This is a genomic window from Cellulomonas sp. GbtcB1 (assembly GCF_019091725.1).
Classification (GTDB): domain Bacteria; phylum Actinomycetota; class Actinomycetes; order Actinomycetales; family Cellulomonadaceae; genus Cellulomonas.
This window is the reverse complement of the sequence record NZ_JAGXJG010000101.1, coordinates 1-4,729: the sequence shown is the minus strand read 5'-3', so window position 1 is coordinate 4,729 and position 4,729 is coordinate 1. Positions and strand designations below refer to the sequence as shown.

Genomic DNA, 4,729 nt, shown 5'->3' with positions numbered 1-4,729 from the left:
ACGGCGGGCCGGCGGCCATAGTGCTGACCACGTTCGACCCCGACGACCTGGTGCGGACCGCCCTGCTCGACGCCGCGAGCGGGTTCCTGCTGAAGAACACCGCGCCGCAGGACCTCGTCGACGCGGTCCGGGCGGTCGCCGCGGGGCAGCCGATGCTCTCCCCGTCGGTCACGGCCCAGCTGATCGCGGCGGTCGGGCGCGGCCCCGACCAGGCCCGCACGCAGGACGCCCGGGCCCGGCTGGCGACGCTCACCGACCGGGAGCGCGAGGTGGCCGACGCCGTCGCACGCGGGCTCGCCAACGCGGACATCGCCGCCGACCTGTTCATGGGCGTGGGCACCGTCAAGACCCACATCGGGCACCTGTTCGACAAGCTGGGCGTCGACAACCGGGTGCAGACCGCGCTGCCCGTCCGCGACGCCGACGGCTGAGCGCGCGCGAGCCGGCACGGACGTCGCGGGTCCGTGCCGGCTGGCGCCCCTCACACCGCGGGAGCGGTGCCCTGCCCCGTGCCTGCGGGAGTGTCGGAGCCCACGGGGGTGGTGGCCGTGACGGTGCGGGTGGGCAGGTGCCTCGGCGTCCAGCCGCGCGAGGTCCGCGCGATCAGCTGCGGCGGCTCCGACGTCCGCGCCCAGGCCCGGAACACCAGGTACATCGCCGGCAGCAGCGCGTACTTGAGGACACCCACCGCCTCGGCCGCAGTCGGGTGCCCGCAGAACGCCGTGATCGAGCTGTCGTTGAGCGAGTGGACCACGGCCACGAGCGCGAACCCGGCGACGGCCCCAAGGGTGCCGCGACGTCCGCGCAGGTGCCACAGCCGCCACGCGATCGCGCAGGCGATGCCCGTCCACAGCCAGTGCAGCGGCGACACCAGGAACACCCGCTGCACCTGGGCGGCGACCACCGAGCCGGCGTCGGGGCTCACGCTCATCCCGCCGCAGAAACTCGGCGCGGTCGCGGTCGGCAGGGTGTACGCGTACTGCGTCGTCTCGGCGACGGCGAACCCGATGCCCGACGCCAGGCCCAGGCCGATCCCGGCGCGCGGGTCGCGGTAGCAGCCCAGCGCCAGCAGGACGAGCGGCACGAGCAGCTTGGTGCCCTCCTCGACCAGACCCACGGTGGCCGTGGCCGTCCGGATGCCAGGACCGGCGATGATCCAGGCGTTGACGTTCGCCGCGACCAGCAGGGTGGCACCCGCCGAGGCCGCCGCAACGGCGACGAGCTGCACCGGGCGGACGACGTGGTCGAGCGCCAGCTGCCGGTTCACGAACCGGTAGAACGCCCAGCCGAACAGCGCCATCCCCACGAGGCTGGTCGCGGCCAGCACGTGCACCTGGCCGGTCGACCGGTAGACGGTGGTCCCGGCGAGCAGGACGACGGCCGACGCCGCGACCCAGCCCACCCACGGACCCCAGAAGCGGCCCCGGAACCGGCGACCGCGGTCGGCTGGCGCCCCGCCGTCGACGACCTCGTCGCCCCAGGTGCTGCCGTCCCAGCGACGCTGCCGTGCCGCGGTGGACGACGGGTCGGGGAACCAGCCGGCTCCCGGCGCTCCCTGACCTCGAGGGGCGAGACGGAACGCGGCCCAGGTCCCGGCCACGAGGAGGACGGCTCCCACGACGGTGATGAACATGCGACCAGCACACCGCCACCCGTCCGGGACCGACGACGTCCCGCGGTCTCCGATCGGCTGCGACCAAAGTCGTAGGTCCGCCCCCGCCCGGGGGACCGCGGGCAGATCCGGGTCCCGGGTTCACCTCCCTAGCGTCGTGTGCAGGAGATCAGGAGAGGAACCCACCATGAACCGCACCGCCCGCCGCATCGCCCGCCGGACCACCGCCACGCTCGGCACCGCCGCCGTCCTGCTCGTCGGCGCCACCGCTCCCGTCTGGGCCGCCGACCCCGGGTCGTGCCGCACCTGGACCCTCACCGACCTCGGGACCGCGCCCGGGACGACCGTCCGGCTGGAGGGCCCGGCCCGCACCGTGCTCGTGTCCGACGGGCAGCGGTACACGATCGAGGACCCGGACCACCTGCTCACCGACGCCCACGCGACCACCTCCGGCGGGCGCACCGTCGAGGCGGACTGGATGTCGCCGGGCGTCCGCGGGTCGTCGCTGACCGCCGAGACGGCGACCGTGACGATCTGCGTGCAGGCGCCGGCCGTGCCGGAGCCCGTCGCCGTGCCCGAGCCGCAGCCCGTGGCAGTGCCGGTGCCCCAGGCCGTGCCGGTGCCGCAGGCCGTGCCGGTGCCGCAGGCCGTGCCGGTGGCGCAGCCGGTGGCCGTCCCGCAGCGGGTGCCCGTCCCCACGCAGCAGACCCCCGTCCCGCAGCGCGTACCGGTCCCCCAGCCGGTCCTCGTCCCGCAGCGGGTGCCCGTCCCCACCCAGCAGACTCCGGTCCCGCAGCGTGTGCCGGTCCCCCTCCAGCAGGTCCCCGTGCCCGTCCCCCAGCAGGTGCCGGTCCTCCTGCAGCAGGCGCCCGGCGTGCCCACCGGGCTCCCGGCCGGGCCGACGACGACCGCCCCGACGACGACACCAGCGACGACGGCCCCGGCGGCCATCCTCCGCAGCACGACCACCCCCGCGACGAATGCGGTCACGGCAGCACCGGCAGCACCGGCAGCCCCCGCCGCCCCGCACGCCGCCACCGCGCACGCCGCCACCCCGCGGCTGGCGCTGACCGGCTCGGCCCCCGCCGCCCTGTCCCTGGCAGCCCTCGCGGCCCTCGCAGCCGGCGCGGCCCTGCTCACCGCCCGCCGGCGCGGGACGCACGCCCACCGCTGACCCCCACCCCCGAGGCCGCCGTCGCGATCGTGACGGCGGCCTCGCTGTGTCCCCCCAGCCGACCAGGGGAAGACGAACCCGCCCCCGACCGCTGCGGTCGAGGGCGGGTGGGCGCGGGCGGGGTCAGTGGTCGGGATCGGGAGCCACGGCGAGCGACCAGACCAGCGCGGCGCGTGCGCGCTCGACGTCCCGCTCCGCCGCGCGCCGCCGCTCGTCGGCGACCCGCAGCAGGCGGGCAGCCGCGACGGCGTCGTCGACGCTGCGCCGGTGCGCGCGGACGGCGCGGCGCAGGTCGCCGTAGGCGGCGCCGACGCTCGGCGACGCCACGCCGGTGGCGGGCGCGGTGCTCGACCCGCTCGGGGCGGGGCGTTCCGGGTGCATGGGCATGTGCTTCCTCCTGCGGGCGGCGGTACCACCACGCTCGCACCCTGGGACCTGCCCCCGGATCTGCCGCGGGTCTCGCCCCGTCTCGGCCGGAAGTCGCACCGGCGGACCGCGGGACCTCGGAGTCAGCGCTGCGCGGGGGCGGCGTGCTCCAGGCCGTCCGACGTGCTGCGGCCGACCCGCCCGCGCACGGCGAGCAGCGCGACGACCCCGAGGACCACGTAGAGCATGTTCGCCGGGGCCGCGAGCTCCAGGAGCGCGCTGGGCTCGGCGGAGTGCGTCTCGTCGATCCCGCCGGTGGCCAGGAACTGGGTCGGGTCGTAGAGGGCGTGCAGCAGCACCGGCCAGATGAGGTTCCCGGTCACCCGCAGCGTGAGGTACATGCAAGCGCCGAACCCGAACGCGAACACCACCGTGAGCGCGACCTTGAGCAGCGACTGCCCGCCGAGGATGTTGACGGAGTGCAGCAGCGCGAACACCAGCGACGAGAGCACCATGACCACCCACTCCGACTTCCCGGAGTCGCGCAGCATCGTCACGACCAGCCCGCGGCACAGCACCTCCTCCGCGAACCCGATGAACAGGCCGGTGACGAAGGCGGTCGCGATGACGCCGGCGGTGTACGCGGCGTAGTCGGTGCCGAACAGCCGCAGCACGATCGCACCGACGGTCAGCAGCGGGGCGAGCCACATCCACCACCGGCCGCCGATCGGCTGTCGGCCGAACAGCCGCGGGAACCAGCCCAGCGACGCGGCGAACGCCGCGAGGATCAGCGACCCGATCAGCACGCCCGACGTGAGCCCGAAGAACAGGCTCTCCGGGCTGCTCAGCACGTCGTCGCCGTCGATGCGGTCGCCGAACAGCGCGCCGATCAGCAACCCGGCGCCGATGTAGAGAGCGATGTAGGCCACGGCGAGCAGCACCGCTCGCCACCACCCGCCGCGCGCCCAGAACGCCCGCCAGCCCGACGTGGTCTCGATCGTGGTCATGTCATGCCCTCTCGTCCCCCAGGAAAGTGCAGCGCGCCTCGCGCTGCACGCACCGTACCCGTCACGTCCGCCCAGGTCAGCGGGTCGGCGACGTCACCGCGTCGGCACGTCGTCGAGCGCCGGGTCGACCGACGCCCGCGGGCGGGCCGTCGCGGGCCCGCGCAGAGCTCCGCCGAGCGCGGCGAGCCCGACCGGCGGGTCGACGAGGTCCGCCCACGGCCGCTGCGGCGTCGTGCGGCGCAGCAGGTCGAGCGCGGCGGTGAGGTGCCGCGGCTCGTAGTTGTGCACGCCGCTGATCCGCCACCAGCCGCGGACCACCCGCTCCGGCGCCACGGCGAGGTCGGGCCCGGGTGAGACGGATCCGACGAGGACCAGCGCCCCGCCGACGTCGAGCCGGTCGAGGGCGCGGGCGGCGGCACGGGTGGCGCCGGACAGCTCGAACGCGACGTCGACCAGCGGCAGGTCCTCGTGCTGCAGGTACACGTCGGTGGCGCCGAACCGGCGCGCGGTGCGCAGGCGGTCGGGGTCGACGTCGGTGACGACGACCTGCGCCGCGCCGGCGTCCGCGGC

Annotated in this window: 6 protein-coding genes; 2 read left to right on the top strand and 4 right to left on the bottom strand. The window is 75.9% G+C overall.

Annotated features, from left to right (window positions below):
• A partial coding sequence (locus KVT14_RS19725) for a response regulator transcription factor (RefSeq protein WP_217617219.1) occupies positions 1-431 on the top strand: 431 nt, incomplete at its 5' end.
• Between the two features lie 50 nt (positions 432-481).
• Here KVT14_RS19725 and KVT14_RS19720 read toward each other — a convergent pair.
• Positions 482-1,633, bottom strand: a complete 1,152-nt coding sequence (locus KVT14_RS19720) for a PrsW family glutamic-type intramembrane protease (RefSeq protein WP_217617218.1) — start codon at positions 1,631-1,633, stop codon at positions 482-484.
• A gap of 166 nt (positions 1,634-1,799) precedes the next feature.
• On the opposite strand from KVT14_RS19720, the gene KVT14_RS19715 reads away from it, so the two are divergent.
• Entirely contained in the window at positions 1,800-2,786 is a 987-nt protein-coding gene (locus KVT14_RS19715) for a hypothetical protein (RefSeq protein ID WP_217617220.1), read from the top strand.
• 123 nt (positions 2,787-2,909) lie between these two features.
• Here KVT14_RS19715 and KVT14_RS19710 read toward each other — a convergent pair whose 3' ends face one another.
• From KVT14_RS19710 to KVT14_RS19700, 3 genes are all read right to left on the bottom strand, one after another.
• On the bottom strand, positions 2,910-3,173 hold the full coding sequence (locus KVT14_RS19710; RefSeq protein ID WP_217617217.1) for a hypothetical protein: 264 nt from the start codon (positions 3,171-3,173) through the stop codon (positions 2,910-2,912).
• Positions 3,174-3,295: 122 nt separating this feature from the next.
• Positions 3,296-4,159, bottom strand: coding sequence for a CPBP family intramembrane glutamic endopeptidase (locus KVT14_RS19705; RefSeq protein WP_217617216.1), 864 nt, complete (start codon positions 4,157-4,159; stop codon positions 3,296-3,298).
• A gap of 93 nt (positions 4,160-4,252) precedes the next feature.
• Positions 4,253-4,729: zinc-binding dehydrogenase (locus tag KVT14_RS19700; protein ID WP_217617215.1), on the bottom strand; the 477-nt coding region annotated here is incomplete at its 5' end.